17 protein-coding genes are annotated in these 20,665 nt (G+C 60.0%); 12 read left to right on the top strand and 5 right to left on the bottom strand.

Translation table 11 applies throughout. From position 1 onward, the window contains the following. Positions 1-33 precede the first annotated feature (33 nt). Entirely contained in the window at positions 34-762 is a 729-nt protein-coding gene (locus DX909_RS17900) for a glucosamine-6-phosphate deaminase (protein WP_128546575.1), read from the top strand. A gap of 13 nt (positions 763-775) precedes the next feature. Here DX909_RS17900 and DX909_RS17895 read toward each other — a convergent pair whose 3' ends face one another. Genes DX909_RS17895 through DX909_RS17885 form a run of 3 tightly spaced genes read right to left on the bottom strand, consistent with a single transcriptional unit; the run spans position 776 to position 3,083 of the window. Then, positions 776-1,009, bottom strand: a complete 234-nt coding sequence (locus tag DX909_RS17895; protein ID WP_128546574.1) for a type II toxin-antitoxin system MqsA family antitoxin — start codon at positions 1,007-1,009, stop codon at positions 776-778. Further along, positions 1,006-1,146, bottom strand: coding sequence for a DUF4258 domain-containing protein (locus tag DX909_RS30110; protein WP_128546573.1), 141 nt, complete (start codon positions 1,144-1,146; stop codon positions 1,006-1,008). Before DX909_RS30110 ends, DX909_RS17895 begins: the two co-directional genes overlap by 4 nt. Positions 1,147-1,154: 8 nt before the next feature. Beyond that, the gene (locus DX909_RS17885) at positions 1,155-3,083 is read right to left on the bottom strand and encodes a hypothetical protein (protein ID WP_128546572.1); all 1,929 of its coding nucleotides are present in this window, start codon (positions 3,081-3,083) and stop codon (positions 1,155-1,157) included. 206 nt (positions 3,084-3,289) lie between these two features. Between DX909_RS17885 and DX909_RS17880 the strand changes: the two genes are divergently transcribed. Together DX909_RS17880 and DX909_RS17875 are read left to right on the top strand one after the other, a co-directional pair. Continuing rightward, positions 3,290-4,339, top strand: coding sequence for a ferredoxin--NADP reductase (locus DX909_RS17880; RefSeq protein ID WP_128546571.1), 1,050 nt, complete (start codon positions 3,290-3,292; stop codon positions 4,337-4,339). Positions 4,340-4,427: 88 nt separating this feature from the next. Next, a complete protein-coding gene (locus tag DX909_RS17875) occupies positions 4,428-5,333 on the top strand; it encodes an FKBP-type peptidyl-prolyl cis-trans isomerase (RefSeq protein WP_164851323.1) in 906 nt (301 codons plus the stop codon). Between the two features lie 8 nt (positions 5,334-5,341). Here DX909_RS17875 and DX909_RS17870 read toward each other — a convergent pair whose 3' ends face one another. Further along, the gene (locus DX909_RS17870; RefSeq protein WP_128546569.1) at positions 5,342-8,593 is read right to left on the bottom strand and encodes a sensor histidine kinase; all 3,252 of its coding nucleotides are present in this window, start codon (positions 8,591-8,593) and stop codon (positions 5,342-5,344) included. 85 nt (positions 8,594-8,678) lie between these two features. Between DX909_RS17870 and DX909_RS17865 the strand changes: the two genes are divergently transcribed. Further along, entirely contained in the window at positions 8,679-10,748 is a 2,070-nt protein-coding gene (locus tag DX909_RS17865; RefSeq protein ID WP_128546568.1) for a prolyl oligopeptidase family serine peptidase, read from the top strand. Positions 10,749-10,815: 67 nt separating this feature from the next. Here the strand turns inward: DX909_RS17865 and DX909_RS17860 are convergent, their stop codons facing one another. Then, positions 10,816-11,343, bottom strand: a complete 528-nt coding sequence (locus tag DX909_RS17860) for a hypothetical protein (protein ID WP_128546567.1) — start codon at positions 11,341-11,343, stop codon at positions 10,816-10,818. 331 nt (positions 11,344-11,674) lie between these two features. On the opposite strand from DX909_RS17860, the gene DX909_RS17855 reads away from it, so the two are divergent. The 8 genes from DX909_RS17855 to DX909_RS17820 all read left to right on the top strand — a co-directional run bounded on the left by DX909_RS17855 (position 11,675) and on the right by DX909_RS17820 (position 20,495). Then, positions 11,675-12,127, top strand: a complete 453-nt coding sequence (locus DX909_RS17855) for a hypothetical protein (protein WP_128546566.1) — start codon at positions 11,675-11,677, stop codon at positions 12,125-12,127. Between the two features lie 34 nt (positions 12,128-12,161). Then, on the top strand, positions 12,162-12,635 hold the full coding sequence (locus DX909_RS17850) for a hypothetical protein (RefSeq protein WP_128546565.1): 474 nt from the start codon (positions 12,162-12,164) through the stop codon (positions 12,633-12,635). A gap of 36 nt (positions 12,636-12,671) precedes the next feature. Next, positions 12,672-13,142: a hypothetical protein gene (locus DX909_RS17845; RefSeq protein WP_128546564.1), complete on the top strand. Its 471-nt coding sequence runs from the start codon at positions 12,672-12,674 to the stop codon at positions 13,140-13,142. A 34-nt stretch (positions 13,143-13,176) separates the two neighbouring features. Beyond that, positions 13,177-13,623 carry a hypothetical protein gene (locus DX909_RS17840; RefSeq protein WP_128546563.1) on the top strand — a complete coding sequence of 149 codons (447 nt, stop codon included), beginning with the start codon at positions 13,177-13,179 and terminating at the stop codon, positions 13,621-13,623. Between the two features lie 185 nt (positions 13,624-13,808). Further along, the gene (locus DX909_RS17835) at positions 13,809-17,012 is read left to right on the top strand and encodes a TonB-dependent receptor (protein WP_128546562.1); all 3,204 of its coding nucleotides are present in this window, start codon (positions 13,809-13,811) and stop codon (positions 17,010-17,012) included. Positions 17,013-17,259: 247 nt separating this feature from the next. After that, a complete protein-coding gene (locus DX909_RS17830; protein ID WP_164851322.1) occupies positions 17,260-18,180 on the top strand; it encodes a dioxygenase family protein in 921 nt (306 codons plus the stop codon). A 164-nt stretch (positions 18,181-18,344) separates the two neighbouring features. Then, the gene (locus DX909_RS17825) at positions 18,345-19,799 is read left to right on the top strand and encodes a pyridoxal phosphate-dependent decarboxylase family protein (RefSeq protein WP_128546560.1); all 1,455 of its coding nucleotides are present in this window, start codon (positions 18,345-18,347) and stop codon (positions 19,797-19,799) included. A gap of 72 nt (positions 19,800-19,871) precedes the next feature. Beyond that, positions 19,872-20,495, top strand: a complete 624-nt coding sequence (locus tag DX909_RS17820; RefSeq protein WP_128546559.1) for a DinB family protein — start codon at positions 19,872-19,874, stop codon at positions 20,493-20,495. The last annotated feature ends 170 nt before the right edge of the window (positions 20,496-20,665 follow it).

Below are 20,665 nucleotides of genomic sequence, written 5' to 3'. Positions count from 1 at the left end.
ATCGTAACTTGCCGCCCTAAACCCCACTCCGGTATGAATCATCAGGTTTTTGAGAATTACGAAACCCTTTCTCACCACACCGCCCTGCATCTGGTCGATCTGCTGAACCGGAAACCCGACGCCCTGATCTGCGTCGCATCCGGAGATACGCCCATCGGGACCTACCGGCACCTGGTGCGGCTGATCGTGGAGGAGAAGGCCGCCCGCGTCAACCAGTGCATGTTCGTGGGGCTGGACGAGTGGGTCGGGATGAATGCCGACGACGAAGGCAGCTGCGGGAATTCCCTTTATCGGGAGCTGTTCAACCCGCTCGGTCTCCGTCGCGATCAGGTCCATTGCTTCAACGGCCAGTCGGTCGATCTGCCGGCGGAATGCCTTCAGATGGATGCCGTCATAGCGGCCCACGGCGGGCTGGATCTGATTCTGGTCGGCGTCGGGATGAACGGCCATATCGCCCTCAACGAACCCGGCACCTCTTTCGACCTGTACGCGCACGTCTCCGACCTGGAAGAAACCACGAAGGTGGTCGGGCAGAAGTATTTCTCGAAGGCGACCCCGCTCAGCAAGGGAATTACCATCGGCCTGAAGCATCTGATGGAGGCCGGTGAAGCGCTGCTGATCGCCAGCGGAGCCCGGAAAGCCCCGGTGATCCGGACCGCCCTGCGGGGGCCGGTCACGGAGCAGTTCCCCGCCAGCATCCTGCAGCGGCATCCCAACGGCCTGGTCTGGATCGACCGCGAAGCCGCCGGGGAGTTGAGGTAGGTAAGTGAGCGTTTTAAGCGGCTGACTTGAAGATCTTTATGATCTCAAGTTCAGCCCCTTTTCGGTAGACGGATTCGGCTTCTTCGAGGATTTGTTCGGTTACCTCCGAGTCAAAATATTTTTCACCGCAATTATCACAGATTCTGGCCGGGACATCTTTGAGAATCACCAATGAGCCATTTTTCTCAAGTAACACGGTGGTAGTCGCAGGACGTGGTGTGCCCACTTTGCAGGTTAAGCAGATCATGACTTTTTCCTGGTTTTAAAATCAGCTTCAATTATTTCTCCATTTGCCAGAACCTGCTCTACTTCCAGCCTACTGATCTCTCTGGTAAACATTTGCTGGATCGCATGGAAGCGATAGGTTACGAACTTACATTCCATAGCCGGATTCAGTTCCGTTCGACGGTGACCATCGCCTTGCCCAGGGCGATTCCGGCTCCGCAGGAGCTGCTCAAAGAGGTCAGCGTATACTCGGTCGTGGTGGTGGGAGCGACGGTCAGCACATACGGGTTCAGGAACGTGCCGTTGACCTGGGTTCCGTCGGAGAGCATGAACGACCAGGGCGGCAGCCCGTTTTTGAACGCCACCCGAACCCGGGACGTCTGGCCGGGTCGGATAGTGCCCTCGCCCGTGACGATGGCCTGGCTCACATTCGGCGCAATGACCCGGAGGGTGGTTTCGGACCCGTTGACCGCCGGACTGGTCGAGACGACCCGCAGCCGGACGGTATTCAGGGTGTCTTTCAGATACGCCGGGTTGATGACCCCCTTCAGCACCCCGTCCCTGTAGGTCGTGGCGAGGTTGACGAACCGCCCGCTGGTATCGGCCACCTGCACGATAAACTTGTTGTTGGCGTAAAACCGGCCCTGCGTCGTGAACGGAACGGTAATTTCGGAGCCGTGGCAGATCGTCCGGCCCGACAGGTTGCCGGTGGCGATGGTAGAGGGCGGAATCTTCACGGCCACATAGGCCCGTCCGCTGTATTCACCCACCCCGCAGGCACCCCCGGCCGACGTAATCGAATACGGCGTCGGGTTGGCCGGGCTGACCTTCAGGGTATGGGGCGACCGGGTGATGTTGTTCTCGTAGGTGCCGTCGGAAAGCAGCACGAACCAGGGGCCGCCCCCGCCGAAATCCACCGTCAGCTCGGCGGTTTTTCCCTCGTCGATCCGGACGGTGTCGTTCCGCAGCACCGCCACGGCCTGGGAGGCCACCGCCAGCTTCGCGGGCGGGCTCAGCACCGACGGGAGCGTCGAAACCACCCGAATCTGGTAGGCCCCTTTCGGAGAAATACCGTAGGGCAGGCGGGCCGTCAGCGGGCTGGCGACCCCGGAGCCGGAGATGGTGGTCCAGTTGCCGGTACTGTCGGCCATCTGAACTACGAAGCCGTTGCCGGCATTGTATTTTCCGGTTGCCGTGAAGGCTACCTGAAAGGGGGTTCCCGTGCAGATCCGGTAGCCGCCGGCGGGTGCCTTGAGGGCGATCTCCGGGTTCGGATTTTCGTTCACGTTGACGATCACCTCGCCCGAAACCGTGCCGCTGCCGCAGGGGCCGCTGACGCTGACAACCTTATATACGGTGGGCTGAGCGGGTGTTACGGTCAGTTCATAGGGCGTCGTCAGGACGTTCTGCACCTTCGTGCCGTCCGACAGAGCAAAAGACCAGGGGCCATGCCCGGTCAGGGCGACCCGGATCGTGGCCGGCTGGCCCGGCAGGACGGTCAGCGCGGTGCCGCCGTCGGGCAGTTCGATGCGGGCCGTCGGAGCCGGGAGGATACGCAGCGGCTGCGGGGTTCCGCTGATGGCCGGGTTGGTGGCGCTCACTCGCAGGCTGTAGCGGCTGCCGGGGGGGATGTTGAGGGGGACGGCGCCCGTCAGGGTCCCGGTGCCGAAGGGGCCGGCTTTGGCGGGCTCGCTCAGGTTGGTAGCCTTTCCCGATGCATCGACCAGCTGAAGCACAAACTGGTTGTCGGGCGCAAACCGGCCGCCCGCCGTCGAAAACGGAACCGAGACCGGCGATCCGGCACAGACGGCCAGCCCGTTGAGGTCGCCCGTCAGCACTTCGGGCAGCGCTACCTTATGGCTGTCGGCCTGCGCGCGCAGGGCGGCACTGTCCACGCGCATGGTGGTGTCCCGTTTGAAAACGGCTTTGTAGGTGCTGTCTCTCAGGTAGTTTTCGATCAGTGTGTCCTTGCGGATTTCAATCAGCGTATCGGCCGCAGCGACGGGCCCGTTCAGGCGGCTTCCGGTTCCCCGGGCGCCGGCGGTTATCAGACCAATGAGGCAGAAGAGGAAACTAACAATCGTAAACTTATTCATGAAATGGCTGGTTCAGATAAATATCCTTCGGCGGCTGCGTCATCACCCCATGGAGCTGCTTCTCTAACGCAAAGCCGAAGGCAATTTACATAAAGATTCCCCGAAGGTTTTGCGCAAAGTTAACAAGCCGGACCGAGTTGGCAGGCAAACTCCGTGATCTTTGCGTAATTTCGGCCGCCGGGAGACCGGAACGCTACCAAGCCTGCATGAATGAGGAATTATTGAAGCTGCGGGTCGTCGACCTGATCGCGGAAACACCGGATACGAAAACCATCGTGCTGGAACCGGCGGACGGCCGGGCGGTTTCATACCGGGCCGGCCAGTTCCTGACGCTGCTTTTTCAGCACGGCGGGCATGAGGTCCGACGCTCGTATTCGATGAGTTCGACGCCCGGCCTGGACCCTTATCTGACGCTGACCATTAAACGGGTCGAGAATGGCGAGATTTCCCGCTACCTGCTCGACCACCTCCGCGTCGGCGATGAACTCGACAGCCTGCCGCCCGCCGGCCGGTTTACCTTCGATTCGGATCCGGACTACCGGCGCGACATCGTGCTGATCGGGGCCGGCAGCGGCATTACGCCACTGTTCGCCCTTCTGAAGCAGGTGCTGAGCGAGGAGCCGCAGAGCCACGTCACGCTGCTCGATTGCAACACCGGCGAGCGGAACATCATTTTCCGGAAGCAACTCGACGCCCTGCAGCGGCAGCATCCCGACCGGTTTACCCTGATTCACCTGCTCAGCCGCCCGTCGGACGAGTGGACCGGCCGGCGGGGGCGACTGAACAACTGGCTGCTGGAAAAGATGCTGCCCGAACTGACCCGCTTCGACCGGGCGGCCGCCCGCTGGTACCTCTGCGGGCCCTTCACCTTCATGCGAACGGTTCAGATCACGCTGGTGTATGCCGGGATTCGGAGGGAAGCCATCCGGAAGGAAAACTTCGTGATCGAGCCGGTCACGGCCACTCCCCCGCCCGAACTGGCCCGCAACCACCGGATCCTGCTCCGGTTTCGCGGAAAGGAGTACGACATCGACGTGCCGGCCTACAAGTCCGTTCTGCAGGCGGCTCTGGACCATGGCGTGCGGCTGCCATACAGCTGCCGGGGCGGCCGCTGTTCGAGCTGCACGGCCCGGTGCGTGTCGGGTTCGGTGTACATGACGATCAACGACGTGCTGACGGAGCAGGACGTGGCCGAGGGCTGGGTACTGACCTGCACGGGTTATCCGCAGGCTGAAAACGTGGTTCTGGAAGTATAAATAGTGTTAAAAATGGAAGACGGCCGGGCAGGGCCGTATGATTTAGCCCCCGTCTTCGTTACCTTTAATGAATATAGTCTTTACGATAATGCGTTTGCAGCAGCATTTCAGCGGTTGGCGCCGGTGGGCCTTCAGCCTGACGCTGGTCGGGATGGGAGCGGCTATTACGGCCTGTGACCGAAACTTTACGGACCCCAGCGCGGGGAAAGCCGGGGAGAACGACCGGCAGATTCAGCAGTACCTCATCGCTAATAAATTGCAGACGGCGGCCGTCAAAACCACCTCCGGCTTATATTATGTCCTGCTGACCCCCGATCCGGCCGATACCGCCCGCACCCCGCAGGTGGGGGATCAGGTCGAATTCAAATACCGTCTGTCGCTGCTGAACGATCAGGTTCTGGACACGGCCACGACCCGGCTGCCCTTTGGTTCCCGGCTCATGCTGACGGGCCTGGAGGAAGGGCTGGGCCTCATGGCCGAAGGCCGCAGAGCCATTCTGCTGCTGCCGGCTTCCCTGGCCTATGACCGGGGCAATACCGATCTGGGCGTACCCGAATACGAGCCGGTCCGGATCGACGTGCAATTGATCCGCTCCCGTTCCGAAAACCAGCAGATTCAGGAGTATATAACCGCCCAGAAGCTGGCCGTCTCCGATACGGCATCCGGCGGCATCCGACGGGTTCGCCCGGCTCCGGGGGCCGGGGCGGTCATCGCGGGCGGACAGACGGTGCGGGTCGGCTTTACGGGCCGTCTCTTTACGGGCCTCCGGCCTTTCGTTACCGATACGCTTTCCATTCGGATCGGCCGGAATGATTACCTGCCCGGCTTTGACCAGGGCCTGGCGGGCCTGCGGGTGAACGAAAAGGCAACCCTGCTGATCCCGTCGGCGCTGGCCTACGGGACGCAGGGCACCCGCGACGGGAATACCCAGTTCTACCAGATACCGCCCTACACTCCGCTGCGGTATGATGTTCAGATTTTATCGGTTCAGTAGAGCCGGATTCAGGCCAGGAAGGCCGTCACTTTCCGGATTGAGCGCTCGATCCGCCGGAACAGGAAACGCCCCGACATCCGGAACGGCAGTTCGACGATAGCCCGCGTTCCCTGGCCGGGGGCGGTATTCCATTCGATATGGCCGTTCAGCAGCGCCACCCGCGACTCGATGTTGCCGATGCCGAGGCCGCGCCGGGCGCTTTCATAGTCGAACCCCTGGCCGTCGTCGTTGTAATACAGCCTCAGCAGCGGGTCTTCATAAACCAGCCGGATGCTCACCTGGCCCGCGTTGGCGTGTTTGAGCGTGTTGTTGAGCAGTTCCTGGGTGATGCGGTAGAGCATCAGTTCGGCTTCCGGGTCCAGACGGGCCGGCAGCTGGTCGGCCCAGAAATGGGTTTCGATGGTGGTCTCCTCGATGCGCGACAGTAATTCCTCCACGGCGGCCGCATAGCCGTATTGTTCGAGCGTACGCGGACTCAGTTCCCGCAGCAGGCTCCGGATGTTGACGATGATGTCGCTGATCAGCTGGCGGGCGTGATTGCCGAGCGAACCGGCATGGGCGTTCGTGTTGAGGTCCGTCAGCCGGCCGACATACAGCTTCAGCGTCGCCAGCTGGGTGCCGATCTCATCGTGCAGGTCTCGCGCGAGGTTCTTCTTGATCTGCTCCTGAAGTTCGACGGCCAGGCGGGTATTGCGCTGGTGCTGCCGGTGAATGCGGTTCTCCCGTTTGCGCAGCCAGACGTAGCCGACGGAACCCAGCACCAGCAGGAGCAGCATGATAAACCACGCCCGCTGCCAAAAGGGCGGCAGGATCACCAGCGTCAGCCGCCGGATTTTCGGGCTCCACTGCCCGTCTTTGTTGGCCGCCCTGACCCGGAAAGTGTAGGTGCCGGGCGGCAGGTTGGCATACCGCACGTACGTGTCGTTGCCGGCGGACACCCATTTGTCGTCGTAGCCGACGAGCTGGTACTGGTACTGGTTCCGGCCGTTGCTGTAGTAATCCAGCGCATTGAATTCAAAAGCCACCTTGTTGCGGTCGTACGGCAGTTCGAGCCGGGTCATCTCGCCGATATAACGCCCGGTTCCGTACGTCTCGTCGTTGACCAGGAAGTTGTAAATATGCACCGCCGGCATGTAGGAGCTGGTCCGGAACTGCTCCGGGTAAAAACGGTTGAAACCGTTGACGCCCCCGAAGAAAAGCTCGCCGTCATGCGTCCGGTAATAGGCGTTTCCGTTGTATTCGTAACCCTGAAGGCCGTCCGACAGGTCAAAGTTCTTGAAAGCCTTCGACTCCGGGTCGAAGCAGGAAATGCCCCGGTTGGTGCTCATCCACAGGCGGTTGAGTTTGTCGGGAAGGATGCCGTACACGAAGGGGTTCGGCAGGCCGTGCTGCTGGTCGAACATGCGGATCCGGCCGGTTTTCGTATGAAGAGCCGCCAGACCCTTGTCGGTAGCGATCCAGATGATGGGCCGGACGGGGTCCTCGTAGAAGTGCAGAACCGTATAGCCGTTCAGTCCCCGGATGATGCGCCGGCCGGTCATTTTCGGGCCGATGGGCGGCTCCTCGAAGCAGTAAAATCCGGAAGAAAACGTGCCGACCCAGATGCGCCCGGCCCGGTCCCGCGACAGGCTGAAAATGTTCTGGTTGGCGAGCGTCGGCAGGGGAATGAACGCTTTCCGTTTCAGGTCGAGCAGGAAGAGACCGTCTTCACTGGCCGCCAGGATGCGGTTTTCGTCGATCGCCAGCAGCCGGCGGATAAAGTTCTCCACCACCTGGCTGTGGGGAGAGCCGGGCAGCGCAATTTTCGAGAAGCTCTGGGTGGCCTTATCGAAGGTAAATACGCCCCCGTTCGTGCCGACCCAGATCCGCCCGGACGGGTCGCGGTAGAGGCACTTGATCAGTGTGCGGGAGGGCAGGGGGCTGTGTTTGGCCTGGCTCAGATACCGCCGGATGATGCGGTTTTCGGCCCGGTCCAGCACGTCGAGGCTGCGCTCGGTGGCGATCCAGACCTCGTTTTCCGAGGTTTCCAGGAAGCCCCGGACCACGAAGTTGCTCAGCGTGGAGGGGTTGTAATTTTCGGTCGCTTCCTTCCGGGCCACCATCCCGCCGAACAGCGTGCTGCCCGGCACGATCCGGGCCAGCCCATCGGGGTCGGCATTAGCCCAGATGATGCCCTGGCGGTCGATGTAAATCTTGCAGATTTCGTAATCCGACAGTTGCCTGGGACTGTCCGTAAATCGGGAGAGATGGCTGAATCGTTCCCCGGCTTTTTCAAACAGCCAGATGCCGCTGCGCTGGGTGCCGAGCCACAGACGGCCGCTCCGGTCTTCGGCGATGGTATAGACCGAGGTCAGCGGCTGCCCGTTCGGCGGCAGAAACGTCCGGTACCGGCCGGTGGAGGGTTCGAACCGGATGAGGCCGTTGGCGGTTCCCAGCCAGATGGCGCCCGAGCGGTCGGGGTAAAACGAAAATACGCCCATCGGCGGCCCGGCTTCGTTCTTCGGATGGGTACTGAAGTAATAATGGGTCGTGCGGTCGTGGAGATTATGACGGATCAGCCCGGTCGGCGCGTGCAGCCAGACGTCGCCCGAAGCGGTCCGGGCCGTGGAGTTGAGCTGGTCGTATTCGTGCGTCGGCTTCAGGTCGGCCTGCAGCACGGTTTTCCGGTTGGTTTTTACGTCCATCGAAACCAGCCCTTCAGCCTCGCTGTAGTACATCACCTGCTGGTGGTCGGCATAAAAGGGAATGGTTTTGCTCTTTCGGGGCCGGGACGATCCGTCGAGCGCGTAGATACAGGAGAAACGGTCGCCGGCGCGGTCATAGCGGTTCAGACCGTATTCGGTGCCGATCCATAAATTGCCGTCGCCGTCTTCCGCAATGCCGGAGATGTTGATGCCGACAATGGCTGACGGGTCCTGGGGGTTAGGGCGGTAGTGCCGGAAATTCGTGCCGTCGTAGCGGTTGAGGCCGTCCTGCGTACCGAGCCAGAGAAACCCCCGGCTGTCGCTGAACATATGGTAAACGGACCCCTGCGTCAGGCCCTCACTCACCCCGATGTGGTCGATCCGGAGCGGGTGTACCAGCGTGGTCTGGGTATCGGCCGGGGCTTGCTCCGACAAACGCGCTTTTTTATTCGAAAAAATAGCCGCCGTAACGGATGAACTGCCCCTGCCCGGCTGGGCGCACGCGTTCCGTACAGGGCATAGCAAGCCTAAGGCGATCAGCCAGCCGGTCAGAAACAAGGTTTGGGTTAGTTTCATGTGTTGCCGTAACGGAAACAGTTTGGTAAATTACTCGATTGTTTGGTAACCTGCAAATTTCAACCATTTAATCAGTCCGCTTCTCATGCTGAGTTCTTCCGCCATTCCGGCCCGATCCGGCCTCTTACCCTACCCGCCAGCCCGCCGGGTGGACCATACCGACGATTATCACGGTACCCTCGTCGCCGACCCCTATCGATGGCTGGAAGATGACCGGTCGGAGGAGACCGGCGAGTGGGTCGACGCGCAGAACCGGCTGACCTTTCATTATCTGGAACAGATCCCGTACCGGGAAACGCTGCGGAAACGACTGGAGGAGGTATTCGATTACCCCCGGTATTCGGCGCCGGGCCGAAAGGGCGGGTGGTATTATTTTTTTAAGAACGACGGCCTGCAGAACCAGTCGGTGCTGTACCGGCAGAAGGAACTGGACGGGGTGCCTGAAGTGGTGCTGGACCCGAATACGCTGTCGGTCGAGGGCACCACGCGTCTGATGCGGTTCGACCTCTCGAAAGACGGCCGGTATGCGGCCTACGCCCTCTCGCGGGCCGGTTCCGACTGGCAGGACATTCTCGTGATGGAGATGGAGACGCTCCGGCCCCTGCCCGACCGGCTCGAATGGGTAAAGTTTTCCGGGGCCGCCTGGCAGGGCAGCGGGTTCTTTTACAGCCGCTACGACCGGCCGGAACCCGGGCAGGAACTGTCGTCGAAAAACGAGTTTATGAAGGTGTATTATCACCGGCTCGGCACCGATCAGGCGGAGGACGAACTGGTCTATGAAGACCGGAAACACCCGCTGCGGTATTTTTTTCCGCAGACCACCGAAGACGAACGCTTCCTGATCCTGAACATTGCCGAAGGCACCGACGGCTCCGAAATCCGGTTTCGGGATGCGCAGTCGAACGACCCGGCTTTCCGGCTGCTTTTCGGGGGGTTCCGGTACAATTACACCGTGATCGATACGGCTGGAGATCACCTCCTGGTGCATCATAACGCCGACGCACCGAACTACAAGGTGTCGAAGGTCGATCCGGAAAGCGGCACCCTGGCCGACTTCATCCCCGAGCAGCCCGAAAAACTCGACCAGGTGACGACCGCCGGCGGCCGGGTGTTTGCCCATTACCTGAAAGACGTCACTTCCCGCATCGTCGTGTTCGACGCCGACGGCCGGGTCGAACAGGAGGTGCCGCTGCCCGGCCTGGGTTCGGTCGGCGGTTTTTCCGGAGAAAAAGCCGACCCGTTCGTTTTCTACACCTTTACCTCTTTCACCGTGCCGCCGACCATCTACCGGTACGACATCGAAACCCGGCAATCCGAGCTGTTCCGGCGGCCCGAGCTGACCTTCAACCCGGACGACTATGAAACTGCGCAGGTGTTTTTCAGGAGTAAGGACGGTACGCGCGTGCCCATGTTCCTGACGTACCGGAAAGGACTCCGGCAGGACGGTACCCACCCGACGATGCTGTACGGCTACGGCGGTTTCAACGTCAGCCTGACGCCGGCCTTCAGCTCCCTGCTGATTCCGTTTCTGGAGCAGGGCGGCATTCATGCGTCCGTCAACCTGCGCGGAGGCAGCGAATACGGCGAAACCTGGCACGAACAGGGGACCAAACTCAACAAGCAGAACGTCTTCGACGACTGCATCGCGGCCGCCGAGTACCTGATCGCGGAGCGGTATACCTCACCGGCCCGGCTGGCGGTGCGGGGCGGCTCCAACGGCGGGCTGCTCGTGGGGGCCGTCGTCAACCAGCGGCCCGACCTGTTCCGGGTGGCGATTCCGCAGGTGGGGGTAATGGATATGCTGCGGTTTCACAAATTCACGATCGGCTGGGGCTGGATTTCGGACTACGGCAGCAGCGACGATCCGGAAGAATTCAGGGCCTTGTACGCGTACTCGCCCCTTCATAACCTCCGGACAGATGTCGACTATCCGGCGACGCTCATCACCACGGCCGACCACGACGACCGGGTGGTGCCGGCTCACTCGTTCAAATATGCGGCCGCGCTGCAGTCCACCTACCGGGGGCCGAACCCGGTGCTGATCCGGATCGACACCAATTCGGGCCACGGCGCCAGCAGCACCCGCAAGAGCATCGAACTGACGGCCGACCTCTATGCCTTTCTCTTTTGGAACATGGGCATCGAGGTGTCGTGAACGGTAGGGACCTAACACGAAAAACCCGTCTTATGGACGGGTTTTTCAGTATCGGAAAGTAGGTGGATCAGAACTTGAAGGTTACCCCGACTTTCAGCGGAGCGACACCGTAGCCCAGTTCGGCGAAGCCGGCCAGGTTCGGCTTGAAGTAGTAGCGGCCGCCGAGGTGCAGACCGAACAGCACTTTATTGCCGTAGGCGTTGTCGTAGAAGCCGCTGTAACCTGAATTGTCGCTGTAGCTGGATACGTAGTAGCCCAGTGCCAGACCGGCGTACAGGTCCAGTTTTTCGTTGCCCAGGTTCAGCAGTTCGTTGACGTGGTAAGAGCCGCGGACCGCGATGGGAAGGAAGGTATACCGCCATTTGTAACCACCGAAGTTGTAGCCCCAGGTATAGAAGTCGACCTGAGCGCCGACGCTGATTTCGTCGGTAACCCCTACTTCAAAGGCAGCACCGATCGGGACACCACCGCCGTAGTAGGCACCGAGACCGATACCGAGGTTGAGCAGTTTATCGCCTTTCTGATATTGTGCGAAAGATTGAGTGCCGATCAGCATCAGCACGACGACAAATAGAGAGGAAAGAATTTTTTTCATGAAAGTACAAAGAGGTTTGATGTGAAACTTGAACCAAAATAAGGGAGTTTCTGAACGTCTTACAAGAGGTATATGTCCGGTTGTTCGTTTTCGGTTAAAAATTCAGTAGATTTCCTTTACTTTAAGATAGTAGTTCTGCGTATTTTTTCTGTGGCATCAGGTAGAACTACCTGCCCGGCCTGACCGATCCCTCATTTAACTTCTCATTGACCGCTTTGATCCGGCGCCGAGGCTCTTTTATCGGCCGGAAGTGCACGACGGAACCCGGTTTCCGGGAGTGACTACTTTTGCGTCGTTCATTCTTTTTTTCACACCAAATCCAGTACACTTTATGAAAAAGATTGCTTTGGCCCTCGGCCTGCTCGGGGTCGTATTTGCCTGCGAATCCCCGCAGAAGTCCGAAAATGTCGCTCCCCTGAATCGCTCGGCGGCCCGGGCCTCCTCCGGTGCGATCCCCCCGACCTCCGGCGGAAACGGCACCATCGTGCAGGGGCCGACCCAGATCAAGACAGGAACCCTGGCCTTCCAGGATAAGGACATTCGCATTGGCGATACGACACGGGTCTACATCAACCACGGCCCGCACCCGGTAGCTATGCTGACGCGGGCCTGGAAATGGACGGCCGACCCCTGTATGACCTACGCGCCGGACGCCGTCGCCAAAGTTACCCTGCCGGTCGGCACATACGATATATGGGCCTATACCACCTACGCCCACGGAAGTTTCGGGCGCACGCACCGCAACGTGGTGGTCAAAGAGGGCTGCGAACGCTTCGAATTATAATCCAGCTTTTCACTCACAACAACAAATACGAATCATGAAAAAGATTGCTCTGGCAGCCGGTCTGCTCTGGTCGGCCTTTGCCTGCGACAGCCGGCGGGACGCCGAAAATGTCCTTCCCGAACATCACTCTTCCGCCCGGGTGGCTGCCCCGGCCCCGACTCCCAATCCTTCCGGAAGCCGGGAGGAAACCATCAGCCTCAACGCCCGTAAACTGAACATCGACCTGGGGTCCGTGATCGTCTATTCCAAATATATTTATTACGGAGACAGCCTTAAAGTCTATATAGACGGCAGCGAGAAATCCGCGGCTACGCTGAAATGGGACTGGGGTTCTTCCCTTTATCCTACCTGCGAAACCGTCATTCCGAATACCGCGGTCAAAATCACGCATCTGGAAGGTAAGCACACCCTGACCGTCAGAAAATACCATAATGGAGTCGTGCAGGGCGCGTGGGCCTATTATGACGTCGAATTCAACGACAACTGCAAGTCCCTCAAGGTCATCTGATCGTCTGCTTATCCATCTCCAAACACGTTCCACACCATGAAAACAATGCTATTTGCCCTGGGCCTGCTCGGGGCCCTCATCGCCTGCGAATCACCGAACGACAGGGAAACCGTCGCGCCCGGCAGCCGCCAGGCCGCCCGGGTGGCCGCCGGTGGCCCGGCAGGCAGCGCCGGGATCAGCACCGACCACCCGCCCCTGAATCTCGGGTCGGTCGTCGTCTATACGTTTAACATGAGCTATGAAGACAGCCTAGTGATTTACGTCGACGACAACACGAAACCGTCCGGTACGCTGAAGGCCGTCTGGCCGTTCCACGTCAAGCCGACCTGCCAGACCAACCTGGCGGAAAAGGCCGCAAAAATCACGCACCTGGCCGGACGGCATACCCTGAAGATTTACGGTTACAAAAACGGGTATCACAATGCCGCCTGGTTTTATTACGACATCAATTTCAATAAAGACTGCAACAACACCTTCCGGCTGTTCCAGCTGCCGGTGCAGCCATAAAGCAATAATCACCCCTGAACATTCTTTCCACACCATGAAAAAACTTGCCGTTGCCGTCGCCCTGCTGGGGGCGGTATGCGCCTGCGAATCGCCCCGGGGATCGGAGGCCGTCGCACCCCAAACTCACTCGCCGGCCCGAATGGCTACCGCCGAAGGTCAGGCCGGCTTCCGGAAAATAAACCTGAAGTTCGGATCGGTTCACGTCTATACGCGCTGGATGAATTATCAGGACAGCATCCTGATCTTTGTCGACGACAGCCCGGTGCGGGCGGGGACGCTGAAAGCCGTCTGGCCGTATGCGGCCGGCCCGACCTGCGAGTCGGCCAACCCCCAGAGCCGGTTTGTCCGGGTGACGCACCTGGAAGGGAAACACCTGCTGCGGGCGGTCGGCTATAAGAACGGTTCGGTCAACAACGTCTGGATGTACCCCGGTGTCATCTTCTCACGGGATTGCGACAATGCCTTCATGATCCTGAACTGAGACGGGTTTCCGGGAAGCCTTCGCCGAGCCGCCGGACGCAGCCTTAAACCGCTCGTCCGGCGGCTTCTTTCTTTGTCATTTATTCATACATGTTAAAGAATGGTCATGATTTGGTAACAATCGGTTAACAGCAAATATGCGTCGCTGAACTCTCTTTGCACTCGGAAAACCTGATCTCCATTACTATGAGAAAAGTTCTATTTGCTGTCTTTTTAATCTTATTTATCGGGTGCTTCGCGCTCAGCGAAACACTGGCACAAACGACGCAGGCCTCCATTTCAGGGGTAATAACCGAAAAAGAGAAGACCCCGCTTCCCGGCGCCACCGTCCAGGTGCGGAACGAATCGACCGGCTTTACGACCGGGACGGTCACCAACGCCCAGGGCGAGTACCTGTTCAAGGAACTGCCGCTCGGGGGGCCTTATACCATCCGGGTTTCCTATGTCGGATACGGCGAGCAGAAACGGACGGGTTACACCCTCAACCAGGGCGACGCCGTTCGGATCAGCCTGCCCATGCAGGAGAGCGACCAGACGCTCGAAGTGGTGCAGGTGGTGGGTTCCGGTCTGAAAAACAAGGTCGAAAACCTCGGGGCGGCCACGGCCATCTCGGCGCGGTCCATTGCCTCGCTGCCGGTCAACGGCCGGAATTTTACCAACCTCATGGACCTGTCGCCCCTGAGCCGCGGAGGGAACCTGTCCGGCCAGCTTGGCTCGTCGACCAACTACACCATCGACGGGATGACGGCCAAAAACCCGACCTCGGCCGGATCGACCACCAGCCGGAGCGGGGCGCCGTACTCGATTTCCATCGAAGCCGTCCGGGAGTTCAAGGTCGTGACCAACCAGTATGACGTCACCTTCGGGCGGGCCGGGGGCGGTACGGTGAGCGCCGTCACCAAGGCCGGCACCAATAAACTGACCGGCAGCGCCTTCAACTATACCCGCGCCAACTGGCTCGCCAGCCCCTACGACATTCGAGGTAACAAGCGCAACGCGAAATTTTCGACCTACCAGTACGGCTTTTCGCTGGGCGGTCCGATCGTGAAGGACAAGCTCCACTTCTTCCTCGTCTGGGACCACCAGCAGGATTCGCGCCCGCTGATCATTGCCGACGTGCAGTCACCGGCCGACGAGAACCGCTTCAACGCCACCCGGGCCACCCTCGACCGGTTCGTGGAGATCGCCCGCACGAAATACGGCGTCGCCGGCACGCCCCAGTACGGTTCGTTCGACAAAACCCGGGGCTCGGATGCCGCTTTCGCCCGCATCGACTGGCAGATCAACGACCGCAACCTGCTGACGATCCGGAACAACTATACCAGCGACCGCAACAAGCTGGGTCTGGCCGACAACACGTCCATCAACATCTACGAATCCTACGGGAACGACTACAACTGGGACAATAGCCTGCTGGCCACCCTGCGGACCTCGCTGAACCCCCGGCTGACGAACGAACTGAAGGTGCAGCATCTGTTTACGTACCAGAAAAGCAGCCCGGGCGACCAGCTTCCGGACGCCAACATCCCACGGGCGATCGTCGAGAACGTGACCTCGGTCATCGGCGGAGCGACGCGATCGACCAACATCCAGATGGGCGGACACCGCTTCGCGCAGGAGGGCTTCGACAACCACGTGCTGCAACTGGTCGACAACGTCTATTACAATACCGATAAGGTGCAGTATACCTTCGGTCTGGACCTGATGTACACCCGCGCCCACTCGCTCTACGGCAGCGAGGTGAACGGCCGGTTTCACTACACGGTCGACGCGGCCGCCGGCATGACGGCCCTCGACAAGTTCAACGCCCTGCAACCTTACCGGTATTATCGCGAGGTGCCGCTGGTGGCCGACCCGAGCGTCGTCGGCAAGATTCTGAACGCCGGCATCTACGGGCAGATGAGCACGCGCCTGGCGCGGGGCCTGGACATGACTGCCGGTCTGCGTCTCGACTACGCCCATTATCCGAAATCTCCGCTGAACCAGCTGGTGCTGGACGAGGTGGGCGTACGGACGGACCACAAACTGAAGTCGTTCGTGGTGCAGCCGCGCCTGCAGCTGACCTGGGACGTCAACGAAAACCGCACGGACTTCATCCGCTTCGGGGCCGGGGTGTTTGCGTCGGACATCAACAATTATGTGCTGATCAACAACCTGACCTTCGACGGCAAGCACCTGGCGACGGTGGACGTCCGGGGAGCCAACGTGCCGGCGCCGGATTTCATCGCCTACCGCAACAACTACGGCGCCATTCCGTCGCTGGCGGCCTTCCAGCTGCCGACGATCAACACCAACGGGCCGGATGCCCGGGTGCCGGTCATGTATAAGGCCAACCTTTCGTATACCCGCTATCTCAGCGACCGCCTGAAGGTCGGCATCGCCGGTTTCATGACGCTGGGCCGGAACAACTACATGTACGTCGACCGGAACATGGTGGCCGAGCCGTTCTTCCGCCTGGCCAACGAAGACAACCGCGGGGTGTACGTGCCGCTGGCGTCGATGCCCGCCAACGGAGCCGGCGACTGGCTTCAGGGCCGGATCAGCCAGAAACTCGGACGGGTACTGGAACTGAACAGCCAGGGAAAAGTGAATCAGTTTGCCGTCGTGGCCGACGCAACCTGGCAGTACCTGCGCGACGGCGAACTGTCGCTGAGCTATACCTGGAACGACACGCGTGACAATACGTCCTTCAACGGGAACGTCGCCAACACCGCCACCCTCTCGCTGCCGGTGAAAGACGATCCGCGCAACCTGAGCCGGATGACGTATTCCGACAACCAGTTCCGGCATAAGGTGGTCTTCTTCGGTACGCTGCCCTCTTTCTACGGCGTCACCGTGGGCATCCGGTATTCGGGGATCGGCGGAACGCGGTATTCACTGTTGTCCGGGGCCAACACCAACGCCGACTTCGTGGCCGGTAACAACGACCTGGCCTACATCTTCGACCGCAACAGCGAGAGTGTGCCGGCCAACGTGAAATCCGGTCTTCAGGCCATCCTGGACAACCCGAACGCCAGCCAGAGCATCAAAGATTACATCCTGAAATACTCCGGCCGGATGGCCGAGCGCAACGGCGGGATCAACGGCTTCTATGGGGTTCTCGATATTCGGGCCAGCAAGAAGTTCCGGCTGTACAAAACCCACGTACTTGAAATCTCGGCCGACGTGTTCAACTTCGCCAACCTGCTGCGCAAGACCTGGGGCGCCAACCAGTCCCTCGGTTCGCAGGGGCTGTACGCACTCGGCATTCCGGCCAACGGATCGACCCCGGCCGTGCCCGGTTTCGACCGGACCGCCCAGCGGTTCGTGTATCGCGTCAACACGGCCGGTATCGTGACGCCCTCGGGTGATCCCTACCAGCTTCAGCTTGGGGCGCGCTACAGCTTCTAAATAGCCCAAATTTTCAGGAAGAAAGCCCCGGCCGGGGCTTTCTTCCTTTGGCCTCACCCCCAGATTTAACCCGAAGTGACCGGCCCGTTCCGCCGTCGGGAGCCTGCGTCGGAAAAGCGGTTGGCATGGCGGTTTTCAGGGAACATATGTATCTTATTATCAGCACGTTGCATTTGATTTATAAATGTTTATCTTGCCCCGGTCAACCAATGACTTCCTCTTTTCTGACCAGGACTACCTCTCTATCATGCAACGCCGGAATTTTCTCCAGACCACCGCTCTCTGCGCCGTGGCCGTCAGCACCACAGGCTTCGTTCATTTTGACGGACACGCCTACGCCGGCGACTGCGAAACCACGACCGACATCCTCGGCCCTTTTTATCGTCCCGATGCTCCGCAGCGCAACAACCTGATCGTCCGGGGCGTCAAGGGCATGGAAGTGCTCCTGCGAGGGACCGTTCGGCACAAAGACTGCACCACCCCGTACAAAAACGCGAAGGTAGAACTCTGGCATTGCAGCCCGGACGGGGTCTATGACAACACGTCGGACGAATACCGGTTCCGGGGCACCGTTTATTGCGACGAACAGGGACGGTATCAGTTCCTGACGATTCTGCCCGTTCCGTACGATCAGGGGAATGGTCAGATGCGGCCGGCTCATTTTCACCTGCTCGTCTCCGCGCCCGGCTATCAGAGCCTGATCACGCAGCTCTATTTCACCGGCGACCCCCACCTGAAGACCGACGAACAGGCGGCTTCGCCCACGGCCAGACGCCGGATTCTGGATATGGGCTCCTCCGCGGACGGTCGGAAGGAGGTGGTTTTCGAAGTGGTGATGACCGACAACCTGATGGTCGAACCCGCCGTCCTCGACCGGCTGGCCGGAACGTACGTCGATGAGAAGGATGAGAAACTGAAAACCGAGTTCTTCAGGCGCGATCATCAGTTGTGGCGAAAAGCCGGGACGATCGTATACGGTATCAACCTGGACTATATCGGCAACAATACCTTTTCGCAGGGGGGCCTGGCGCCGGGCCGCAGTCGTACGTATCTATTTGAACCACAGGAAGGCGGGGCCGTGAAAATGACCCAGACTACCGTGGAGCCGAAGGCAGGAACCATGGTCAGCGTGGCTTATAGGAAGCCGGAAGCCGCATTGAAACGGTAGGAAAATTAATCAGTCAGGGATCAACAAAGGATCAGGTAAGGAATAATAAACGACAATTCGGCTACTAAAAACGCGAATCCGGCCTTTTTTACTGCCGCTGTGAAGCGCTTTTCCCTTTCTTTGTCAGCCCGGCGCAAACCGTCGGTGAGGAAAGGAAAAAGACCATGCCAACCGTTGAAAAGCCATCTGCATCGAAGAAGCCTTATCTGCCCGGCGACGAATCGCTGGGGCACCTGCTGCATAAAGTCGGCCAGTATGCCGAAGCGTACCTGTCCCGTCTGTCCGACCTGCCCACCTCCCGGCAGGTTCCCGATTTACCCGACCTCCGACTGCCTGAAGCGGGACTGGGCGGGGAAGCCGCCCTGGCGGTGTTCGATGAACGGTTTCGGGAGGTGCTCGTGGCGGCCTCCGGACCACGTTACTGGGGCTTCGTTACGGGCGGAACCACCCCGGCCGCCATCGCGGGTGACTGGCTTACGGCCGTCTTCGATCAGAATCCGCAGAGTCTGACCGGGCCGTCCGGCGGTGACGTGTCGGCCACCATCGAAGCGCAGACCATCGCCCTGTATCGTCAGCTTTTCGGCTTGCCCGACGCCTTTCTGGGTGGGTTCGTAACGGGAGCCACCATGGCTAATTTCACGGGCCTGGCCGTCGGGCGGCAGTGGGCAGGGCGGCAGGTGGGTCACGATACCGCCCGCGCGGGCGTCCTGCCCGGCAGTGTTCGCGTTCTGGCCGCTTCACCCCATTCCTCCTCCATTAAATCGCTGGCGCTGCTGGGGCTGGGCAGCGCGTCGCTGGAAGCGGTCCGGACCCTGCCTGGCCGCGAAGCGATGGACCCCGACCACCTGGCCGATCTGCTTGAGCAGGAACCCGGCCGGCCCGTCATCGTCATCGCCAGCGGAGGAACGGTCAACACCGTCGACTTCGACGATATGCAGGCGCTGGCTGCGCTGAAAGGGCGTCGGCCGTTCTGGCTGCACGTAGATGCGGCTTTCGGTGGGTTTGCGGCCGTGTCGCCCGCGCTGGCGTCCCGTCTGACCGGGTGGGAGCAGGCCGACAGCATTGCTATCGACAACCACAAGTGGATGAACGTGCCGTATGACAACGCCGTCTGGCTGGTTCGCCGGGAGTACGCTTCCCTGCAGGTGGAGACTTTTCAGAACACCAACGCTCCGTATCTGGGCGATCCGCTGGCCAATTTCAATTATTTGAACATGGGGCCCGAAAACAGCCGGAGACTCCGGGCGCTGCCCGTCTGGCTGTCGCTGATGGCCTACGGTCGCAGCGGTTTTCAGACACTTGTGGAACAATCGGTCCACCTAGCGGAGCGGTTTGGGCAGATGGTGGAGGAAAGCGGCTTTCTGCAACTGGAAGCGCCCGTCCGCCTGAACGTGGTTTGTTTTTCTCTGCGGCATCACCGAACCGACCCGGCATGGCTGCGGGCCTTCCATCAGGCCCTGAATGCCGACGGCCGGGTGTTCGTGACGCCGACGTCCTACAACGGGGCCGCCTGTTTGCGGGCGGCCTTCGTCAACTGGCGCACCACGGAAGCCGATCTGGACACGGCGATGGAGGCCATGCAGGAGAGCTGGCGGCAGATCCAGGGACCGAGTCGGTAAAAATGTCGCATTTATACAATCAGAGCCGGGGAGAAGCGGGTAAGTTTGTGGGATCAAATTAATTAACACACCATGAAAAATCTGACGTTACTCACCCTGGCGCTGGCCGCCTGCCTGACCACCTTCGCTCAGGCACCCCAAAAACTCTGGACCGAAACCGACCGAAAATATACGGTCGATCAGCTCAAACGCACCCGCGACGCTCTCGTGGCCGAGACCGAAAACCTCACACCGGCGCAATGGGCCTTCCATGAATCACCCGACCGCTGGAGTATTGGGGAAGTGGTGGAGCATCTGGCCCTCTGGGAGATTATCTGGGCGCGGGAAATCAGTATGGGCACCCGCAATAAACCCCAGCCTGAGTTAAACCAGACCAGTAAGCCCGACAGCTATTATGCCGAGTGGATTATGGAACCCAATCCGCACAAATCACCCGATTTCTCACGGCCAAGCGGCTTTATTGAAGGAAAAAACAACCTGGCCTTCTTTCTGAAACTCCGGAACCAGACGATCAGCTTTGTGGAAACCACGCAGGCCGACATGCGGGCGCATTTTGAACTGACCGCTACGGACAGCCCGCGCAATATGCATCAGGTTTACATCTTCCAGTGGGGCCACGTGGACCGGCACCTGCGCCAGATCCGGAAGATCAAGCAGCATCCGAACTACCCGGCTTCGGCACTTACCAGTAAATAAACGGTCATCCGCAGGGGTTGCCACCGTTGTCATTCGGAGGCTCCCGGAAAACGAAAAAGGCCCCGGTCCGGGGCCTTTTTCGTTGGGTTTTCGGAAGATTAGTGACTGGAAACCGCCTTGATCTGCGGCTTCAGTTTTTCCTTAAGTGATTAAAACAATGTTCTATGTTT

It is taken from the genome of Larkinella soli, assembly GCF_003703975.1.
In the GTDB taxonomy this organism is placed as follows: Bacteria; Bacteroidota; Bacteroidia; order Cytophagales; family Spirosomataceae; genus Larkinella; species Larkinella soli.
Note: the sequence above shows the minus strand (reverse complement) of the source record. Positions and strands in the feature narration are given on the sequence as shown.